Annotated in this window: 18 protein-coding genes; 4 read left to right on the forward strand and 14 right to left on the reverse strand. The window is 61.3% G+C overall.

Annotation, left to right across the window (positions count from 1 at the left end):
• Window positions 1-79: 79 nt before the first annotated feature.
• From ASF84_RS27775 to ASF84_RS27795, 5 genes are all read right to left on the reverse strand, one after another.
• On the reverse strand, window positions 80-1,747 hold the full coding sequence (locus ASF84_RS27775) for an ATP-binding protein (protein WP_056842116.1): 1,668 nt from the start codon (window positions 1,745-1,747) through the stop codon (window positions 80-82).
• A gap of 76 nt (window positions 1,748-1,823) precedes the next feature.
• The gene (locus ASF84_RS27780; protein ID WP_056842117.1) at window positions 1,824-2,513 is read right to left on the reverse strand and encodes an ABC transporter permease; all 690 of its coding nucleotides are present in this window, start codon (window positions 2,511-2,513) and stop codon (window positions 1,824-1,826) included.
• Complete coding sequence (locus ASF84_RS27785; RefSeq protein WP_056842118.1) at window positions 2,510-3,205, reverse strand: ABC transporter permease; 696 nt, start codon at window positions 3,203-3,205, stop codon at window positions 2,510-2,512. The genes ASF84_RS27780 and ASF84_RS27785 overlap by 4 nt, the downstream gene beginning before the upstream one ends.
• A gap of 72 nt (window positions 3,206-3,277) precedes the next feature.
• Window positions 3,278-4,042: an ABC transporter substrate-binding protein gene (locus ASF84_RS27790; RefSeq protein ID WP_056842119.1), complete on the reverse strand. Its 765-nt coding sequence runs from the start codon at window positions 4,040-4,042 to the stop codon at window positions 3,278-3,280.
• 13 nt (window positions 4,043-4,055) lie between these two features.
• Complete coding sequence (locus tag ASF84_RS27795) at window positions 4,056-4,829, reverse strand: ABC transporter ATP-binding protein (RefSeq protein WP_056842120.1); 774 nt, start codon at window positions 4,827-4,829, stop codon at window positions 4,056-4,058.
• Between the two features lie 511 nt (window positions 4,830-5,340).
• Between ASF84_RS27795 and gabP the strand changes: the two genes are divergently transcribed.
• Entirely contained in the window at window positions 5,341-6,735 is a 1,395-nt protein-coding gene (gabP, locus tag ASF84_RS27800; protein WP_056842121.1) for a GABA permease, read from the forward strand.
• 63 nt (window positions 6,736-6,798) lie between these two features.
• On the opposite strand, the gene ASF84_RS27805 is transcribed toward gabP, so the two are convergent.
• From ASF84_RS27805 to ASF84_RS27845, 9 genes are all read right to left on the reverse strand, one after another.
• Window positions 6,799-7,290: a hypothetical protein gene (locus ASF84_RS27805; RefSeq protein WP_056842122.1), complete on the reverse strand. Its 492-nt coding sequence runs from the start codon at window positions 7,288-7,290 to the stop codon at window positions 6,799-6,801.
• A 75-nt stretch (window positions 7,291-7,365) separates the two neighbouring features.
• Complete coding sequence (locus tag ASF84_RS27810) at window positions 7,366-9,516, reverse strand: hypothetical protein (RefSeq protein WP_056842123.1); 2,151 nt, start codon at window positions 9,514-9,516, stop codon at window positions 7,366-7,368.
• Window positions 9,517-9,528: 12 nt separating this feature from the next.
• Window positions 9,529-10,215, reverse strand: coding sequence for a PilW family protein (locus ASF84_RS27815; RefSeq protein ID WP_056842124.1), 687 nt, complete (start codon window positions 10,213-10,215; stop codon window positions 9,529-9,531).
• Window positions 10,212-10,631 carry a type IV pilus modification PilV family protein gene (locus ASF84_RS27820; protein ID WP_056842125.1) on the reverse strand — a complete coding sequence of 140 codons (420 nt, stop codon included), beginning with the start codon at window positions 10,629-10,631 and terminating at the stop codon, window positions 10,212-10,214. The genes ASF84_RS27815 and ASF84_RS27820 overlap by 4 nt, the downstream gene beginning before the upstream one ends.
• Window positions 10,615-11,085 (reverse strand): pilus assembly FimT family protein, encoded by a 471-nt coding sequence (locus ASF84_RS27825; RefSeq protein WP_056842126.1) that lies wholly within the window; start codon window positions 11,083-11,085, stop codon window positions 10,615-10,617. Before ASF84_RS27825 ends, ASF84_RS27820 begins: the two co-directional genes overlap by 17 nt.
• On the reverse strand, window positions 11,085-11,543 hold the full coding sequence (locus ASF84_RS27830) for a type IV pilin protein (protein ID WP_056842127.1): 459 nt from the start codon (window positions 11,541-11,543) through the stop codon (window positions 11,085-11,087). The genes ASF84_RS27825 and ASF84_RS27830 overlap by 1 nt, the downstream gene beginning before the upstream one ends.
• 425 nt (window positions 11,544-11,968) lie before the next feature.
• Entirely contained in the window at window positions 11,969-13,168 is a 1,200-nt protein-coding gene (nhaA, locus tag ASF84_RS27835; RefSeq protein WP_056842128.1) for a Na+/H+ antiporter NhaA, read from the reverse strand.
• 212 nt (window positions 13,169-13,380) lie between these two features.
• Window positions 13,381-13,788, reverse strand: a complete 408-nt coding sequence (locus tag ASF84_RS27840; RefSeq protein ID WP_056842129.1) for an SMI1/KNR4 family protein — start codon at window positions 13,786-13,788, stop codon at window positions 13,381-13,383.
• A gap of 35 nt (window positions 13,789-13,823) precedes the next feature.
• Window positions 13,824-14,234, reverse strand: coding sequence for an immunity 22 family protein (locus tag ASF84_RS27845; protein WP_056842130.1), 411 nt, complete (start codon window positions 14,232-14,234; stop codon window positions 13,824-13,826).
• A 244-nt stretch (window positions 14,235-14,478) separates the two neighbouring features.
• Here ASF84_RS27845 and ASF84_RS27850 point away from each other — a divergent pair, with 244 nt between their 5' ends.
• The 3 genes from ASF84_RS27850 (at window position 14,479) to ASF84_RS27860 (ending at window position 18,925) form a co-directional block, all read left to right on the forward strand.
• Window positions 14,479-14,979 (forward strand): sigma-70 family RNA polymerase sigma factor, encoded by a 501-nt coding sequence (locus ASF84_RS27850; protein WP_056842201.1) that lies wholly within the window; start codon window positions 14,479-14,481, stop codon window positions 14,977-14,979.
• Window positions 14,976-15,959 (forward strand): FecR family protein, encoded by a 984-nt coding sequence (locus ASF84_RS27855; RefSeq protein WP_236709488.1) that lies wholly within the window; start codon window positions 14,976-14,978, stop codon window positions 15,957-15,959. The genes ASF84_RS27850 and ASF84_RS27855 overlap by 4 nt, the downstream gene beginning before the upstream one ends.
• A 518-nt stretch (window positions 15,960-16,477) precedes the next feature.
• Window positions 16,478-18,925 carry a TonB-dependent siderophore receptor gene (locus tag ASF84_RS27860; protein WP_236709489.1) on the forward strand — a complete coding sequence of 816 codons (2,448 nt, stop codon included), beginning with the start codon at window positions 16,478-16,480 and terminating at the stop codon, window positions 18,923-18,925.
• Window positions 18,926-18,946: the final 21 nt, after the last annotated feature.

Consider the following 18,946-nt stretch of genomic DNA (forward strand, 5'->3'; position numbering starts at 1 on the left):
ATAACGACCCCATAACTGCCCCATAACTGCCCCATAACACGTGTTTAGCGACCATAACTGACTGTGGTCGCCCCATAACTCAGGCAGGAAGATCAGGATTTACGGTGTAAAAGGCCGCACGTTTTTGCCCATGCTGGACCAGTTGGCAACTGTCTTTAAGGCGTGAGAGCAATTTTTTGGCCTGCTCGTCGCTTAGGCGGCAAAGTTCCTTCACCTCTACACGTTTGATCTTTCCGTGCTGACGCGCGTAGCTCAATACCATCTGTTCGTGTTGAAAGAGCGTGAAACCCGCTTGTCGGGTGTAGGCTGCCTTGTCACCGGACGCCTGGTACAGGCTGGCCGAGAGCATATAGCTACGACTACGAGTTGCACCATGCGCATCAACCAGGCCTGCTTCTGTCAGTGCTTCCAGTGTCCGTTTGGCAGAAGACGAATCACGTTGAATATGCCTGGCCAGTTCATCAGCCGTAACGCGTTTGGCGGATCGAAGTGCGCTTAGCGCGATCAGACTGTCGATCGGAAACGGCGACCCTGTACGACGTTCTTCTTCAAGTACTTTCTGACAAAATGCCAAGTCGGCTGCTGAGGTTGGTAAACGCAATACAACGCTTTGAGCTGTCGTATAGCCATAGTCCGGTGCCGGACGACCAAACTTGAGCAAGCCACGATAGATTTTGTCGACCCCGCGTCCTGAGCGTTCTACCACGCCGATGCGTTTCATTGCGTCGGCGAGGCTCGGATTGCGCGGGCGAGGCTCGGTGACCAATAGATTGTTCAGCGTAACACCGTCGACTAGACCACCTGGATTACTGACCACAAGAGCATCGTCTTCAAGGCGAACATGCACGGCACCGCGCCCATGGTAGTCACGGTGGACCACCGCGTTGGCTACGGCCTCGCGGAAGGCGCCCATATCGACTTTGGGCACCGGCACGCGAAACAGACCGACTTGCAATTCTTCTTCAGGGTTATAGGGACGGAAATTGGTTTCCAGCCAGTCCAGTGCCTTGAGTAGTGGAAAGCGCCGGAACTCATTGAAGTGCACAGCCTGTTGGGCGAGTACCTGAAAGGCAAACTCATGAGTGGGCACCCATTGGCGCAGCGAGGCTTCCCGTCCTACCAGCAGCAGTCCTGTAAGCGTCGGGATGCGAGAGCCGTCGGCTTGACGAGCGGTCAGCAGCAAGGCGCCGTCAAGTGCCTCATCATCCAGCTCAAGCAATACCCGGTCGCCGCCGTATTGCTGGACCGCCTGACGCAGTCGCTCGCGCTCCAGAGGGTCCAGATCGGCCAGTGTTGTACCTGCAACGGGTTTGGCAGAGACATCGAGCAAGCCAAAGCTGGATAGGCGTGTAGTGCGTTCGTGGGGCAGCATGGCCACGCACTCGGGAGTGCCGTCGTATTTGAGGCGACGCCGTAGATAGACACCATTGAGCGTGGCCACTTCTCCCGAAAATTTCGGGACATGTATGCGAGCTACCGACACGCCAGACACTTCAAGTGCCTCCACTCGGACATACAGCGACGGTGAAGTTCGCGCAGCCACCATCGCAGCAAGACCTTCAAGGAACAGATGCTCGTTGTGCAGGCCGGTCGGTGTACCGTTGTCTTCGATCCCCAGCCACAACTCTCCGCCTTCGGTGTTGGCAAGGCAGGTCAGGGCCTCGACGAGTTCGCGATCCGGCAGCTTGGCCCGGTCGCTTTTGAATTCGACGGTAAGAGACTCAGACAACGGCACAAGGTTACTCATGAGCTTGCAGTTCCTGGTAGCGGGGGCACGGGGATCGAAGCCGATTATGACAATACAGGCACGGGCGATATACCTCTTAGCGCCCCTGCGTCATGTCCACCCGCAGCACTTTCTCCAGCAGCTTGAACCCCTGCACCAGCAGAAACGACATCGCCAGGTAGAACATGCCGGCCGCGAAGAAGATCTCCACCGGCAGGTAAGTGCGGGCAATGATGGTGCGGGCCATGCCGGTCAGCTCCAGCAGGGTGATGGTGCTGGCCAGGGCGCTGGCCTTGAGCATCAGGATCACTTCGTTGCTGTAGGCCGGCAGGCCGATGCGCGCGGCACGCGGCAGGATGATGTAGAACAGCGCCTTGTATCTGGACATGCCCAGGGCGCGGGCGGCTTCGATTTCGCCCGGCGGCACGGCCTGGATGGCGCCGCGCAGGATTTCGGCGATGTAGGCGGCGGTGTGCAGGGTCATGGTGATGACCGCGCACCAGAACGGGTTGCGCAGGTAGGGCCACAACACGCTCTCGCGCACGGCTTCGAACTGCGCCATGCCGTAGTAGACCAGGAACAGTTGCACCAGCAGCGGCGTGCCGCGAAAGAAGAAGATGTAGGCGTAGGGCAGGGCGCGCACCGGCAGGTGTTTCGAGGTACGGGCAATGCCCAGCGGGATGGCCAGGATCAGCCCGGCGATGACCGCGATGGCCACCAGCTCCAGGGTCAGGGTCGCGCCCTGGGCCAGGCGGGGCAGCCACTTGATGATCACTTCCCAGTTCATTGGGCGCTCCTCGTGAAGCCGCGAGCGGCGCGCTTTTCCAGCAAGTGAATACCGGTCATGGCGATGATGGTCAGGCCCAGGTACATGAAGGCGGCCACCACGTAGAAGGTGAACGGCTCTTTGGTGACGGTCACGGCGATCTGCGCATGGCGCATGATTTCTTCCAGGCCGATCACCGACACCAGGGCGGTGTCTTTCATCATGACCATGAACAGGTTGCCCAGCCCCGGCAGCGCGATGCGCCACATCTGCGGCATGACCACGCGCACGAAGATGCGCGGGCGCGACAGGCCCAGCGCCAGGCCGGCTTCACGGTGGCCCTTGGGCACGGCGAGGATGGCGCCGCGAAACACTTCGGTGGCGTACGCGCCAAAGCACAGGCCCAGGGCGATGACGCCGGCGGCAAAGGCGCTCAGTTCCAGCTCCGGCATGCCCAGCCACTGGCCGAGGGCATGCATGGCGTTGATAGTGCCGAAGTAGATCAGCAGCACCCAGAGCAGCTCGGGGATGCCGCGCACCAGGGTCGAGTAGGTGCCGCCCAGCCATTGCAGGGCGCGGTTGGACGAGGTCTTGGCCAGTGCGCCGAGCAGACCCAGCACCAGGCCAAGGCTCAGGGCGCACACGGCCAACTGGACGGTCATCAGCGCACCCGCCGCAAGGGCCGGGCCGAATCCGTGGAGTTCGAAGTTCATGGGGCAGGCTTTTTCAGGTTCCCGTAAACGAGCACTGCGCCGACAGCGGCGCAGTGCTCACCCGGAAACAGATCAGAGAATGCTGAACGGGAAGTACTTGTCGTTGATCTTCTTGTAGGTGCCGTCAGCGATGATTTCTTTCAGGGCTACGTTGAGCTTCTCGCGCAGCGGGTCGCCCTTGCGCACGGCGATGCCGACCTTGTCGTTTTCTTCAACCGGATTGCCCTTGAACTCGAAGTCCTTGCCCGCGTCGCTCTTGAGCCACTCGTAGCTGACGTACTTGTCGGCCAGGATCGCATCGGTGCGGCCGGAGGACAGGTCGAGGTAGGCGTTTTCCTGGGTGTCGTAGAGGCTGACGGTGACGTCGTCGCCCAGCTTGTCTTCCATCCAGGTGCTGGCGATGGTCGCGCGCTGGGCGCCGACGGTCTTGCCCTTGATCGAGGCTTTCAGTTCATCAAGGGTATCGGCCTTGAGCTCGGTCTTTTTCGGCGCGATGAACTGCAGCTTGTTGGAGTAGTACGGGTCGGTGAAGTCGACGGCCTGCTTGCGCTCGTCGGTGATCGACAGCGACGACACCAGGAAGTCGAACTTCTTGGCGTTGAGTGCCGGAATGATGCCGTCCCAGTCAGACGTCACGGCCTGGCATTCGGCCTTGAGCCTGGCGCACAAGGCCATTGCGATTTCGTAGTCGAAGCCCACGACCTGGCCGCTGGCGTCCTTGTTGTTGAACGGCGGGTAGGCCGCCTCGATTCCGAATTTCAGGGTTTCAGCGAACGCGTTGCCGGTGATTGCCAAAGTGGCAGCGGCGGCCAGCAGTAACTTCTTGTACGTCTGCATGGGTGTTGCTCCGTTAGCGGTTGCTCGACATGAATTGTTGACACCTTACCGACCGAGGGGCCTCGAAGACTTGCTGTGGCGTGCCCTGTTCTTCGACCTGCCCCTGGTGCAGGAAGACTACTTCACTGGAGACCTGGCGGGCGAAATTCATTTCGTGGGTCACCAGCAGCATGGTGCGGCCTTCTTCGGCCAGGCCGCGGATGACGCTGAGCACTTCCTGGACCATTTCCGGGTCCAGGGCCGAGGTCGGTTCGTCGAACAGGATGACCTTGGGCTGCATGGCCAGTGTGCGGGCAATGGCCGCGCGCTGCTGCTGGCCGCCAGACAGCTGGGTCGGGTAGACGTGGCGCTTGTCGGCGATGCCGACCTTGGCCAGCAGCGCTTCGGCCACCTCGGTGGCTTCGGCCTTGCTCTGGCCGAGCACCCGGCGCGGGGCTTCGATGATGTTGTCGAGCACGCTCATGTGTGGCCAGAGGTTGAAGTTCTGGAACACAAAGCCGATCTCGCTGCGCATGCGGTTGATCTGCTTGTTGTCGGCTGCGACCAGCTCACCGTTCTTGGCAGCCTTCAGGCGCAGCTCTTCACCGCCCACCAGGATCTGGCCCTGATGAGGGTTCTCCAGCAGGTTGATGCAGCGCAGCAGGGTGGATTTGCCGGAGCCGGACGAGCCGAGGATCGAAATCACATCGCCGTCGCGGGCGGTCAGGGAAATGCCTTTGAGTACATCAAGCTTGCCGTAGCGCTTGTGCAGGTTGCGGATTTCCAGGGCGGGCGTGGCCTCAGCCATGTGGGGTCCTCATAGATTTTGTGCGCTCCTGCTTGTTGTTGGCAGCCTTCCTGGCGAGGCCAAGCATAGCGCCAAATGTGCCCGTTGCGACGGCGTGTCGCATCGATGCAGGAAGGTGTCGCGACAGCCAAAACAAGAAGCGGCGCAACAGGCGGCACCATGCACGAAAAAGGCGCGATGTTGCCAGTTTTGACCGGTACAGGGAAGCGCCTTTTGGCAGCAGTAACGTTTCAGCACGCACTGTGGCGGGGCGTTTGTTAGCAAGTGTTTCTTTATGGTGCGTTCGCGCAGAAAAATCCTGGGGTGTTCGGTAACAAATCCTGCACACCCCGTAAAAGATCCTCACCACCTGATCGTTCCAATCCTGCGTCCATGCCTGATGTTCTCTGAGCGACGTCGCATTCAGAACATTTCTGGCGTGGATCTTGCGTAAATAATAAAGAACATAGCCGTTGCATACTTTTTACGATGCGCGGCAGTGGGTACAGCTCGTCTCGCAAAGGTGCTTTAAATGAGCCATTCCGAAAATTTCTCAACGCTCGATCAGGGGCTCAAACCCCGGCACATCACCATGCTGTCGATTGCCGGCGTGATCGGTGCCGGTCTGTTCGTCGGCTCCGGCCACGCCATTGCCGCTGCTGGCCCTGCCGTGCTGCTGGCCTATGCCGCCGCCGGGACCCTGGTGGTGCTGGTGATGCGCATGCTGGCCGAGATGGCCGTGGCCTCGCCTGACACCGGTTCGTTCTCGACCTACGCCGACCGTGCCATCGGGCACTGGGCCGGGTTCACCATCGGTTGGCTGTACTGGTGGTTCTGGGTGCTGGTGATTCCGCTGGAGGCCAACGCCGCCGCCGCGATCCTGCATGCCTGGTGGCCGAACGTGTCGTTCTGGGTGTACTCGCTGGTCATCACGCTGCTGCTGACCGCCACCAACCTGTTCAGCGTCAAGAACTACGGCGAGTTCGAGTTCTGGTTTGCGCTGATCAAGGTCTTGTCCATCGTGGCGTTCGTGGGCCTGGGCCTGGCAGCGATCTTCGGCCTGCTGCCGACCAGCCAGGTCAGTGGCGTCGACCACCTGTTCGCCAACGGCGGCTTCATGCCCAACGGTCTGGGCGCGGTGCTGGCGGCCATTCTGACCACCATGTTCTCGTTCATGGGCACCGAAATCGTCACCATTGCGGCGGCCGAATCGAAAGACCCTGCCAAGCAGATTACCAAGGCCACCAACTCGGTGATCTGGCGCATCTGCCTGTTCTACCTGGTGTCGATCTTCATCGTCGTGGCGCTGGTGCCGTGGAACGACCCGACCCTGGCGGCCGTGGGCTCCTACCAGACCGTGCTGGAGCGCATGGGCATCCCCAACGCCAAGATGATCGTCGATGTCATCGTGCTGATCGCCGTGACCAGCTGCCTGAACTCGGCGCTGTACACCGCCTCGCGCATGCTTTATTCGCTGGGCAAGCGCGGTGACGCACCGGGCGTGGCCAAGCGCACCACCCAGGCCGGTACGCCGTACTGGGCAGTCATGCTGTCGACTGCCGCGGCCTTTCTGACCGTGATCGCCAACTACATTGCCCCTGAGGCGGTGTTCCAGTTCCTGCTGGCCAGCTCCGGCGCCATCGCCCTGCTGGTGTATCTGGTGATCGCCGTCTCGCAACTGCGCATGCGTCGCCAACTGGTGGCCAGCGGCAACCCGCTGACCTTCCGCATGTGGCTGTTCCCGTACCTGACCTGGGCGGTGATCATCTTCATCGTCGGTGTGCTGACCACCATGCTGTTCATGGAAAAACACCGCATGGAAATCGTCGCCACCGCGCTGCTGAGCCTGGGCGTGGTCGCCGCCGGCCTGCTGATTGCCCGTCGTCGCAAGGCGGCCGGCAAAGCCGGGGCACCGGTTCTCAATTGAGTCGCTGCATTCGCGGCCGGGCGGCGAACCGCTTCAGCCGCGAAGCCCCCTGAAAAGACGAACTCAGCGCCCGCGGCGCTGGCTTTCGTTGCGCATCACCAACAGGTCCGTCGCTTTCTGATAGTCGTTCTGGAAGGCATCGGTCTCGATCCATTCCAGCGCGGTGTCTTCGTCTTCGTTGTGGAACAGGGCGCGGTAGGTAATCAGCAGGCCCATCATGAAGTCGGTGGCTTGCTCGCCATCTTCCTCGGACAGCACCATTTCCAGTACCGGGTACTGGATGAACACCGCGCACAGCGCCAGCTGGCTGATGGCTTCGGCGGCGTGCATGGCTTCGAACAGGTCCTCGAAGTCGGCTGGATCAAAGCCGTTCTCGACCAGGTCCTTGAAGTCGAAAGTGCTGAGGTCGATCTTCACGTCATCGAACGGGTTGTCCACCAGCGGCGAGGCGAACAGCGAGTGCACCGGTGTCTGGGGCTTGCGACCGGAGCGGTTCTGCTTGGCCTTGATTTTTGCGCGCTGGGCACGCTTTTGCTGCTTGTCTTGCGAGGCCATGAGGGCTGTCCTTGGGCGGCGGTGGGGTGGGGCGGGTATTGAAACGCAGAGTGCGGAAAAACCCAAGCGCGCAGATCAGAGGGCGCGGACCCAGCTGACCTTGGTGGTGGATGAGCCGGTGCTGGTGCTGCTGCCAGAGGTTGGCGTAGTCGTTCCGACAACACCCTGATCGCGGGTCACTCCCGACACATCAACCACGATACCGCCTGCGCTGATAGTTGTGTTGCTGAATCCGTTGTTGCCGGTCGACAGGCTGCCCCTGATTGTCGTGGTCGCACCCGATGTACTGACCTGGCCGCCCAGTATTGTGTTGCCGTTGATCTCCCAGCCGCTGCTGGAGAGTCCGCCGTCGGCCATGATGCCAATATTACCGATCGGCAGGCCGGTGCGCAGTGCACCGCTGGAGTCTGTCCAGGTGGCCAGTGCCGTGGTGCTTTTGCACAGGTTGCCCGGGTAGAACGCACCGCCACAGGTCTCGCTGGCACCGGAGAAGTTAGGCGCGTACAGCGGCGGGTGGCCGTTACTGGTCAGCGTTACATTGCCAGTACTCAGGATTGTATTGGTGAGTCGAGAGAGTGGCGAGCCGTCGATGCTCATATTGCCTTCAAACCAGAGGACGCCACGCGGAAAGGCATTGATCCCGTTTAGCACCCAGCCCGTACTGGGCGTGGCACTGGCGCCGCAACTGTTGTTGCCATAGTTGCAGCTCATGAACGGGAGTCCGTCGAGTAGCCTCATGTCCGTATTTTTCAGGTTATACGGTCCAGGCGGCACGGCAGTGCCGTTGGCCTTCTTGACGTTCTGGATCCGCAGCATCGGCGTGTTGCCACTGAAATAGAACACATAGTTGGCCTGGTCTTGCAGGCTGGTGACATTCACCGGGCTCACGGTTACGTCGCAGTAAGGCACACCGGGAAGGCCGGGTGATGCGTTGGGTACACCAAAGGTCAGGTTATTGATGGCATTGCCGGTATAAACGCCACCGCTGTTATTGAGCAACACACCACTGATGCGGCTGGCGCTGCTGAAGGTCGGCGTGTTCCACTGCGTTACCGAAAGATTGCCGCCGCCCTGGAACTGGCCGATGTTGGCGGTCAGGATCGAGACATTGCCATGCGCCTTGAGCAGCGAGTAGGTCGCGTTCCAGCCGCCGAAGGTAATGTTGTTGGCCCAGAAGGTGGTGACCGTCGCGTTACTGAATGTCACATCGCCGCCGTACACCGCGCTGAAGGTCGTGCTGATCGTGTCCGGCAGGGTACCGGTGCCGGAAATGCGCTTGGCAGCCCCGGTAACCGTGGTAGTGATCACGTTATTGCTGACGGTGACCTTGGTCAGGTCCAGGGTGTAGACCGTGCCATCGGTCAAGGTGAGCAGCGCGGTGCCTTCGGCGACCGGCGTGATGGTTTTGGCCGTATCGGTATTGAGCACCCCGCCGATCAGCGCCGTGCCGATCTTGCTGCCGCCCGACAGCACGTTGGCGGTAAAGGCACCGGCCTTGATCGAGGCATAGCTGCCGCCACCCTGGGAAATTTCCACCGCCTTGGCGCCGACGGTCAGGTTGTTGGGTGCCGAGCTGGGGCCCATCTTGAAGGTGCCTTCAGTGCGAAGAATGGCGTTATCCGCAATGCCGCCGCCAGACAGGTCAATGCCCCCCTTGGCGCAGCCAGATACACTTGCCCGTGCACCGTTGGAGATTTTCAGGATGCCGGCCACCGCGATATAGGCAAGGTTCGAGCCGCTGACAATAGCCAGCGAGCCACCGGTGTAGTCGAGATTGCCGCTGAAACTCAGAGCGGGATTCAGGGTCGTTGGCGTGAGGGTGGCGGCGCTGCCCAGGGTGTAGACCGCTTGCAGGGTCGAGGTGGCCAGGGTGCTGCTGCCGGTGATGTTGACGGTCACTTGCGTGGTGCCGCTGACGGTTTCCTTGGCAATGACTTTGGCGCTGATACCCGAGCCACTGATGCTCAATGCTCCGACCGTAATACTGGATTCGCTCACGTTTTGCAGATATTGGCGCACCAGCTCCACTCCCTCCCATGCCCGCGACTCGGCCGGCACGCTGGCATGACTGGCCATCTGCTGTTCCTGTGCGCTGCGGATGCCATACATCATGCCCATGGTCGTCGCCGTCAAGGCTACGCCGGTCAGCATCATGAGCAGGGTCGTGGCCATGCCGCGCTGGCGGGTGCGCGAGGCTAAGGGACTGAGCAGGCGGGCGTCGAGCATGGTGAAATCCTGCTAGGTCTTCGGGGCCAGGTTGGTCAGACAGGTTTCGCTGGTGCTTTTCACATACGAGGGCGTGGACGACGTATTGGTCGAGTCCGGCACACTGGTCGCTGCCGTCATGGTCACTTTGACCGGCACGGTACTGAAGGGCGTCACTGCCTTGCCGAAAGGCCAGCAGGCAATCTGGATCGCTTTGAAAAAGTCGGCAGGCTGATTGCTTTCGATCAGCGTCGTCGTGGTCCAGGTCGTGCTGTTCCACTGCGACAGCGCCGTGCAGCTGCTGGCACCTTGCAGACGCATCAGCTTGCCGGCCTGTACCAGCAATCCGGCACAGGTGGCTGTGGCCGTGCTGCCGGTCTTGTAGATCCAGATCAGCGCATTGCCGCTGACCTCGGTGGTATACGGCCAGGCCCGCTCGCCGGTGCGTGAGAGCGTGCCGTTGGTCAGTGCCGCGCCGTACAGGAGCTTGATCGCGGTATCGGGCGTATCGGTGATCCAGAAGCCGGCATTGCGCAGCTCCTGCTGAGCCGTCAACAGGGCGGCCGCAATCTGCCCGTCCTGGCGAGCGTCCTGAATCGACTGCACCGAAATACCCACCATGTTCCTGTACAGCGACAGCATGGCCAGCACGCTGATCAGCGACAGGGTCATGCCTACCATCAAGCTGATCAGGTTAAAGCCGCGCTGGGCGCGTTTCACGTTTCGTCACCGACCCGGATCACTCCGCCGAACAGGCCGCTGTCGCTGCTGCGGGTGGTCAGCACCACTTTGCCCAGCGTGCTGGTCGGGGCGCTGATCGCTACGCCACCAATGGTGACGCTGGCGGCATCGGTGCAGCTGGCTTCCAGGGTGATGGCGGTGGTTTGCATGGGCAGGAGGATTTTGGCCTGGGCCGCATCGGTGGTGCACAACGTCTTGCCATACCGCGCAATCAGATCACGCATCTGGCTGACCGCCAGGTTCTGCACCTTCATGTCGCGCTGGCTGACCGCCGCGCGCGACGAGGCGTAGGTCATGCCCAGGCCGATGATCGACATCAGCACGATGCCGATCAGGGACTCAAGGAGGATATCGCCACGTTGACGCCGTGGGCCTGGCTTAAATGATCTCGACATCGACTGCGCTCTCACTGCCGACCGTCACACTGATAGTGCTCGTGGTACAGGAGGCGCTGCCGTTCACTGGCAGGCCCCGGCTATTGAAGGCAACGCAAGAGATGTCCGTACCGCCTGCCTGAAACGTGGCTGCGCCGGGCAGGGTGGTCTGCCACAGGATATTGCTGGTCGAGGCGCAGTTGATACTGGCCTGGTCCGCCACGCTGTACAGCTTGAGCACCTGCCCTGAACGGCACAGTGCTGCCGCCGGCCAGCTGTTCAGCGCGCCGCCCGGATTGCGCAGGGCCGTGGCCTTGGCGCGGCTGATGCCTTGCTTGAGCAGGCCGGCGGCGTCACGTTGCTGGGCGCTGTCGACCCACGACGCGGTCAGTTGCGCGCCCATCGTCACCAGGAAGCTGAAGATGGCAAGGGTGATCATCAGTTCGATCAGGGTAAAACCACGGTTGCGCTTCATCACAGCCAGCTCGATCCGTAGCCGGTGCAACTGCCCAGCGCCCGCACGTTGTCCTGGGTCAGCGTGATGCTGCAGCCATTGACCTTGCCGCTGGTGCCCAGTGCCTCGACCTTGTAGGTGGTGGCACTCGCGGTCACGATCTTGTACACGAACGAATCGCCCTGGCTGGGTTGCCAGCCGGCAGCGGTGCAGGTGGTGGTGCCGGTGGCGGCCACGCAGCGGGTTTCGGCGGTGGTCGTGGTGGTCGTGGTCGGGTACTTCAGTTGCTTCTGGTAGAAGTTTTCCATGACCAGGCTCAGCGCGACCAGGTCGGACTGCGCGCCCTTGAGCTTGCTCTTGGTCACGTAGCTTTCGTAGGAGGGGAAGGCGATCCCGGCCAGGATACCGACAATCGCAATGGTGACCAGCAATTCGACAAGGGTAAAACCACGAGTTTGGCTGCTGCGCGTAGCACACATATCGAAAACCGCAATGAACAAAAGTATTAATGCGATAGTACTATGCCATCAAACCGTTCGGAACCCGGCGATGAACTTTTAAAGGGTTTTCCGATCGTTGGCGGTTGCCGTGTCAGGGCTTGCTGCGCTTGCCGCCGAGCGTTGTGGGGCGCGGGCAGGGGCGACCGTTCGGTATCGTGATCGCAGCGTGTTGCAATACTATGAAGCCGTGAAAAACAAACTATTGATTCATATCAGTTTTATGCAAGCGTCATGATATACGCCTCATTGACACTCTGGATTGATCAATAAAGGTTTATTGAAACGTTTGATTGAGTGCGCAGCGGTGTAGAGGCGCTGCGTTATAGAGGTCGGCATTGGGCAAAAGACAGTGCGACCCTGGGCGGGTCGCACCTTGAACGGATCGGGCGGGCCGATCAGCCTGGTTATTTCTGACGGGCGGCCTTGAGCAGAACCAGCACGCCGAGAATGGCCGAAATCACAGAGCCCAGCAGCACGCCGACTTTCACTTCATCGACCAAGTGCGCCGAGTTCACGAAGGCCAGGGCACCGATGAACAGGCTCATGGTAAAGCCGATGCCGCACAACAGCGCCACGCCATACAACTGGCTCCAGTTGGCGCCTTCAGGCAGCCTGGCCATGCCGATGCGGATGGCCAGCGCCGAAAAGCCGAATACGCCCAGCTGTTTGCCCAGCACCAGCCCCAGCGCGACGCCCAGCGGTACCGGGTCGACCAGATTGTCAGGCGTGATGCCTGCCAGTGAGACGCCGGCGTTGGCAAAACCGAAGATCGGCACGATGGCAAACGCGACCCAGGGATGCAGCTTGCCTTCCATCTTGAGCAGCGGCGACTGACGCTCGTTTTCCGGGTTGCCCATCGGAATGCACAGGGCCAGGATCACACCGGCCAGCGTGGCATGGATGCCCGATTGCAGCATCAGGAACCACAGCAGCGCACCGGCCAGCAGGTAGGGAATCAGGCTTTTGACGCCAAAGCGGTTCAGCGCCACCAGGGCCACGATCACGCCCAGCGAGGCCAGCAGCATGTTGATCGACAAGTCGCTGGTGTAGAACAGGGCAATGATGATGACCGCGCCCAGGTCATCGAGAATGGCCAGGGCCGACAGAAAGACCTTCAACGACACAGGCACGCGCTTGCCCAGCAGCGACAGCACGCCCAGCGCAAAGGCGATGTCGGTGGCTGCCGGAATGGCCCAGCCGCCCAGCGTTTGTGCATTGCCCCAGTTGACGGCGATGTAGATCAGCGCCGGCATGATCATGCCGCCCAGCGCCGCCAGGCCCGGCAGGGCCCGGTCGCCCCAGCTGGCCAGTTGGCCGACCAGCATTTCACGCTTGATCTCCAGGCCCACCAACAGGAAAAAGATTGCCATCAGGCCGTCATTGATCCAGTGCGAGATCGACAGCCCCGCCACGTAGGTATGCAGGGTCGAGAAGTAGGCAGCCGATAACGGCGAGTTGGCCACGATCAGCGCCGCCAGGGCGGCCGCCATCAGAATCAGGCCGCCAGCCGACTCGGCTGCGAAAAACCGTGAAAGAAAAGCCATGGCAGAAGGCGAGGGGGTGGTGCTTGAGGTTTTGTCGAGGCGTACAGGGTCCAGACTCATAGGCACGAGGGCTCCGCACAAGCGGCCCGACCCGTGCTGAATTTAACCTGCCCTGCCGCATCATGCGGTGACACCCAAGGCCGCATTTTACACAGGCAAGGCCGGGTGGCTAGAGCAAAATGATGGCATTCGGATCAACGTTTGCCGGCTTGCTGCCAGCGCCTCGTTTTTGTGACGCTGCACGGCTGAATTTGTGCGCTGTGGAGGTCGAATCACCCCGCGAGCCGGTCGAGAAACGCTGAGAAGTCATGGGCGACCTCATGGTAGTGCTCGGTGTCCATGATCCATAAGCCGATCTTGCCGTGATCAGGACCGTCCAGCGATAACAGGAAATAATTGCCGCCTTCGTCAAAGGCAAAAGGCATTTTTCCGGCCAGCGCCGGGGCGTCTTCCACAAGTTCTCTGTAGGCCTGCTCCATCGGCACCCGTCCATGCTTGATGGGTACGAAACCGGCCAGCAACAGGTCGTTGCCGTTCAGGGCGTCGTCGATATAGCCGCCATTGGTGGCCAGATAGAAGTCACGGAAGGCCTGTGGAAAACCAACATCGAGGGCCTGCTCAAAACGGTTGATATCCGCCGCTGACAGGCTGGGTGCAGACTCGATCAAGTAGGGCAACATGATGTTTTCCTGTCGGGCTCATGGGGGTACGAGATCTAGTTACCTTCAAACAGACCGATATAAGCCAGGCCGTTATAGCGGGTCTTGAGGGGGCGCGAGATAACGGTGGCGCCATCGCAATACCAGAACAGGGCGTTGGCCTTGTCGATGCCCAGCTCCGTACATTTCGCTTTGACACGATCCTGCTCGCGGGAGTCGACAGGCGCCTGCCGGAGCAGGTCGTCCAGCGTCATCAACGTTTCAGCTCGGGGCACGATGCCGATGAAATCTTCGTCGTACCACCTTATGCCGATGTCCTTGCAGAACCCACACACCCGGTAGGCCGGCTCATCCAGTTCGGCGCTGTAGTCCAGTTCAAAGTAACGCTGGTACTCCGGTTCAGGGGCCAGGTTTGTGCCGATCCAGAGATGGACCTTGTCGTAGCGCGCTATATCGTAGGGGTCCATTGGCAAATCCTTGAGGTGCCGGTCAGTGGCGTGATCAGACAGTGTTTCGGGTGTGAAAATCAGGGCGGCTTTTCTTTTCAGGTAAACCCTGCACCTGGCGTGTCGCAGGCTTCATGACCTTCCCAAGATAAACGTCCTTGACCGTCCATGACCACCGGATTAGTCACACGCCCCGGTTGCAATTGATCCATCGCTTGAACACAATGCGACTTATTATCATTTGCGTACCGCCGGGGCGCGCCTCATGTCTTCTCATCATCAGGGCCTGCAAACGCTCTACATCGATCATCACCGCTGGCTGCACGCCTGGCTACGCAGCCGGTTGGGCAATGCCGCCGACGCGGCGGACCTGGTGCAAGACACCTTCATGCGCCTGCTCAGCCGGCACGAACGGCTGGAATTGAAAGCCCCGCGGGCCTTTCTGCGAACGGTCGCCAAGGGCTTGGTGATCGACCATTGGCGCCGTGAGGAAATCGAGCGCGCGTATCTGGAAGCCCTGGCGCTGCGCCCGGAGCTTGAGTCGCCGTCTCCGGAGTCACGCGAACTGGTGTTCGAACTGCTCGAACGCATTGCGCGCATGCTCGATGGCTTGAAACCCAGGGTCAGGCGCGCGTTTCTATTGGCTCAGTGCGAAGGCATGCCTCATCAGCAGATCGCCGCGCAGATGGGCATTTCGCTGCGCTCCGTAGAGCGTTACGTCGCCGATGGGCTTTATCACTGTTACCAGTTGCGATACGGCGCTTGAACCCGGTTTGCTCCCCGGATCAGCCTTCCCGGCAGATCGTCAGGCAGGCCATCGAGTGGTCATTGCGTTTGCAAGCGCATTCGTCCGATGCCTCTGTGCATGAGCAGTGCGCACGCTGGCGCGCGCAGAACCCCGAGCATGAGTGTGCATGGCAGCGCATCCAGGCGCTCAACAGCGAACTGAGCACCCAGTTCAAGGCGCTGCCTGTTTCGACGGCGGCCTTCGAGGCGCTGGAGCAGGGCACACAACGGCTCAGTCGCCGACGCGCCTTGACGCTGTTGTCCGGTACGGCGGTGCTCGGGGCCGGGGCGTGGCTCGCTCGCGACCTGGGACCGGTGCAGCAGTGGCGCGCCGATTACGCCACCGGGTTCGGGCAACTGGGCCGCTTTCAACTGGCCGATGGTACGCAGTTGCGGCTCAATACCGACAGCGCGGTGGATCAGGATTTCAGCGCCGGGCAGACGCTGATCCGCCTTGTACGCGGCGAGATGCTGGTGACCACGCCTTCGCCGCCTGCCGGGCAGCGGCCGCTGCAGGTGCGCAGCCGCCACGCGCTGTTTGAAACCCTGGGCGGCGGTTTTGTCGTGCGCCAGGATGACGACATGACCCGGCTCAGTGTCAGCACAGGCCAGGTGCTGATCCGGTTGCCCGGTGCCAGCCCGGTCGAGGTTCGCGCCGACCAACAGTATGTGGTCAGCGCCACCCGGGCGACCCTGGTGCCGCAGCCGGAAATGGACGCCGAGGCCTGGCTGGAGAGATTGATCGTGACGCGCGACATGCGCCTCAGGACGTTTCTGGCGGAGGTGGGGCGCTACCGGCGAGGCTTCCTGGGTTGCACGGACGACATCGCCGATTTGCGGTTGTCCGGGGTCTTTCGCCTCGAAGACACGGACAGACTGCTGGCGGTACTGGCGCAAACGCTGCCGGTGCAGGTGAACTACCGCACGCCCTGGTGGGTGACGCTGAGAGGCCAGGTGTGATTTGGAGGACGCGCTGCCCCGGGCGGTCCGGCGACGAGACCAGCAAGGCCCATACACCTGCTGCGCCTGTCCCATCGCCATCGCCGGCAAGCCGCCTCCCACAGTCTGGTGCCAGGCCCGAGATCATGGGCAACATCAATCCTGTGGGAGGCTGCTCTGCAGGCGATGAGGCCAGCAAGCCCAACACACCGGCTGCGCCTGTCACACAGTCATCGCTGCGCCTGACACATAGCCATCGCCAGCAGAGCTGCCTCCCACAGTCCCGGTGCCAGGCCCGATATTCTGGACGACATCAATCCGGTGGGAGGCGGCTTGCAGCGGGCGGCGATCCGACGATGAGGCCAGTAGGGTCATTGGTGTCAGGTCTGGCATTCAGAGGTGTCATCAGGCCTGTGCTGTTGCTGCAATAGGTGCCAGGCCTGATCCTGTTTTTTGGCGGGTTTTCCAGGTTCGGCCGGCTAGGAGAGACCACCTTCTTGATCAACCGCCTCACGGAACCTCCAATGATCCGGCAATTGATGTCTACCCCGATTCGCCTCGCCACGCTGACGACTGCCCTGGGCGTGGCTTTCATGCCTGTACAGGTCCAGGCCCAGGATCCATCGGCGGTAACTGCCAGCGCGCGCAGTTACTCGATCGCGCCGGCGCCGCTGGGCGAGGCGTTGAATCAATTTGCACGACAAGCAGGCATCACCTTGTCCGCCACCCCGGCGCAGACGGCCGGCCTGCAGTCGCCGGGGTTGCAGGGCAGCTATTCAGTCGAGCAGGCCCTGGCAATCCTGCTGGGCACCAGCGCGTTGCAGGCGGTCTCGCCGGATGGCAACAGTTACGTGCTCACCCGTGTGCAAAGCGAGGCCCTGGCCTTGCCGACGACGGACATCCGCGGCTTTGCACTGGGCAATGCACTGGGCAGCGTCGAAGGCTACAACGCCACCCATAGCCAGATCGCGACCAAGACCAGCACCGCCGTGCTGGAAACCTCCCAGTCGGTGTCCGTGGTGACGCGCCAGCAAATGGACGATCAAGGCGCCCAGACCGTCGCCCAGGCCATGCGCTATACCCCGGGCGTGCTGACCAACCCCTATGGCGCCACCCACCGTTACGACTATGTGGCCTTGCGCGGTTTCAACGACGGCTCTGTGGATAACATTTATCTCGATGGCCTCAAGTCCATGGGCGACAGCGGCACCTACAGCACGATGCAGGTGGACCCCTACTTTCTTGAGCGGGTCGATATCCTCAAAGGCCCCTCGTCAGTCCTTTACGGGCGCAGCTCGCCCGGCGGCCTGGTGGCGTTGACCAGCAAGAAACCGCTGTTCACGCCCTATCACCAGATCCAGGCCACCGTCGGCACCCAGGGCCAGCGCGGCCTGGGCTTCGATTTCAGCGGGCCGGTCGATGACGACAAGCGCGTGGCTTATCGCCTGACCGGCCTGGTCGACCGGTCCGACACGCAGTTCGATCATGTCGAAGAAAAACGCTACGCGCTGGCGCCGACCGTCAGCATCGACTTTACCGAAGACACATCGCTGACGTTGCAGGCTTATCTGCAGCGCGACCCCGAAGGCGGCTATCACAGCGGCGTGCCAGCGGATGGCAGCCTGCACAAGCGCAACGGCCGGCGTATTTCCGAGCACTTTTTCGATGGCGAGCCCGGTGTCGACAGTTTCAGTCGTGACCAGCAGGCTTTCAGTTATCAATTCGAACATCGCTTCAACGATGTCTTCACGGCCCGGCAGAATTTCCGCTATCAGGAATCGAGCGTCGAGCTTGATCAGGTCTACGGCTATGGCTGGACGACGCCCACCAGTAATGAGTTGAACCGTTATTACTCCTACGGCGATGAGCGTCTGCATGCGTTCATTATCGACAACATGCTGCAGGCCGACTTCTTCACCGGCACGGCCAGGCATACGTTGCTGTTCGGCGCGGACTATCAGCGGCGCAAGACCGTCGTGGACTGGACCAGCGGTGCAGTGACCCCATTGAACGGCTTCGACCCGGTGTATGGCAGTGCGGCGATCAGTTACTACGACCCCACCCGTTACCTGCGCCGCCTGGAGCAGACAGGCGTCTATGCTCAGGACCTGATCGAGTGGAACCAGTGGCGCTTCTCGCTGGGTGTGCGCCACGACTGGGTCGAGACCTCGGATGAAAACCGCCTGGCCGAGGCCGGCAGACCCGAAGGTACCGAACGCCAGGACAAACGCACCAAGACCACCGGCCGCGCCGGTGTGCTGTACCTGTTCGATAACGGCCTTGCGCCTTACCTGAGCTATTCGGAGTCCTTCAATCCGAACTCGTATTCCGACAGCGCGGGCAATCCGCTGGCGCCTACGGACGGCAAGCAGTGGGAAGCCGGCCTCAAATACCAGCCGCCCGGCACGGACGACCTGTTCACTGCCTCGGTGTTTCGTATCGACCAGGAAAACCTGGCGTCCAAGCTGCCCCAGGAAAACTTCTACCGCCCCATTGGTGCTGTGCGTTCGCAAGGGCTGGAACTTGAAGCGCACCTGCAGTTGAACGATAACTTCAAGCTTCTGGGCAGCTACACCCTGACCGACATCGAGTATTCGAAGTCCATGCCCAGCACCCTCAGCACCCCCGGCAATATCATCGAGAACAAAGGCCATTCGCCGACCCAGGCACCCAGGCACATGGCCTCGCTCTGGGGGGATTACGCGTTCAACAGCGGCGCGCTCGACGGCCTGCGCCTGGGTGCGGGGGTGCGCTACGTAGGGTCCAGCTGGGCCGATGCCGAGAACACCCTGAAAGTGCCGTCCTACACGCTGTATGACGCCTCGGTCGGTTACGACCTGGGCAAGGTGGGGCTCAAGGGCGTGGACGTACGGGTCAACGCCAACAACCTCACGAACGAATCCTACGTGGCCTCGTGCGCCAGCCTGAGCTACTGCTACGTGGGCGAAGAGCGCAACGTGAGTGCGACCCTCAGTTACCAGTTCTGAGCCTTGTAGCCGGTCAGCCAG

The organism is Pseudomonas sp. Leaf127, from assembly GCF_001423155.1.
GTDB classification, from domain to species: Bacteria; Pseudomonadota; Gammaproteobacteria; order Pseudomonadales; family Pseudomonadaceae; genus Aquipseudomonas; species Aquipseudomonas ovata.